Source organism: Bacillus basilensis, from assembly GCF_050630465.1.
Classification (GTDB): Bacteria; Bacillota; Bacilli; order Bacillales; family Bacillaceae_G; genus Bacillus_A; species Bacillus_A basilensis.
Genome location: NZ_JBNTQO010000048.1, coordinates 1 through 1019, shown reverse-complemented (window position 1 = coordinate 1019; position 1019 = coordinate 1). Strand labels below are relative to the sequence as shown.

2 protein-coding genes are annotated in these 1019 nt (G+C 36.3%); both read right to left on the bottom strand.

From position 1 onward, the window contains the following. Nucleotides 1–917, bottom strand: a 917-nt coding sequence (locus tag ACQVV1_RS29625; protein WP_431169928.1) for an RNA-guided endonuclease TnpB family protein, incomplete at its 3' end; no start/stop codon positions are given. A 5-nt stretch (nucleotides 918–922) separates the two neighbouring features. After that, on the bottom strand, nucleotides 923–1019 hold a 97-nt coding region (locus ACQVV1_RS29620), incomplete at its 5' end, for a transposase (RefSeq protein WP_431169930.1).

The window sequence follows — 1019 nt, the reverse complement described above, 5'->3', positions numbered from 1 at the left end:
TTCACATATTCCACCTTTATGCCAACTAGTTTCGCTTTGTACTCGATGAATTGTGCTAAACGATGGAATGACCAAGTATGTAGATTTTTTTCGTTTTTACGGCTTGTTCGTGCCGTCTGTCTAATGTTCGTTAGTTGCTCTAATCGAATGACAGAAATATTATTATCCGTTGCAAAATCAACGATTGCACGACTTACTTTGTGGTCTTGGTCTTTCATCCATCTTTGTTCTTTATCATCAAGTTGACGAAGGGCATTCAGTTTCTTAGCTTCTCCTAACTTCTTTCGAACACTTCGAAACTTACGTTTCATAAATTTGTTTTGCCTACCGTTCCCGAAGAAACGAACTTTATCATCATCTGTGATGGCTACCGCAGGAACTTTCAGACCTAAGTCTACTCCTAAAATCTTTGTTCCCGTTTTTTCGTTTGTAGGAATCGTGACAGATATTTGAGCAATCCATTTAGCAGATTTCTTCGTGATACGAAGTGTACCTAACTTGTGCTTCAACAATTCGAAATTGCGATTATATTTGTCGTTTAATAAAGCGCGAACCTTTAAACGAGTTGACTTTCCGTTTACCATAAACGGAATTGAAATGTGCGTAAAGTCAAATGAATAATTTTGGTTATTCCATACACAAACAGGTCTTTTTAGAATCGGAACGATTTTGTATTTACTCTTTTTCACCTTTGTAGAAAATACACTTTTCGCATCTTTAATTGCTTGATTTTTCACCGCACTTGGGATATTGGCCTCAATATCCTTTGTACTTTTCTTCGTGCTTTTCTTTGCTTCAACCATTTCAGATACAAGAGCATTAATGACTTTTATATACTCGTGGCTACTTTGTTCCAATAGCATGATTTGTTGTTTTGTTGGAAGCAATTTAACTTTAACTGTGATGGTTTGTGGCACAAGTTTCACCCCCTCGTTTTTTGATTTTCAACATAATGTTTTATTGTCTCACTTGATACATTTCCAGCAGTAGAAACAAAATAAGAACGCGTCCATAGGCTC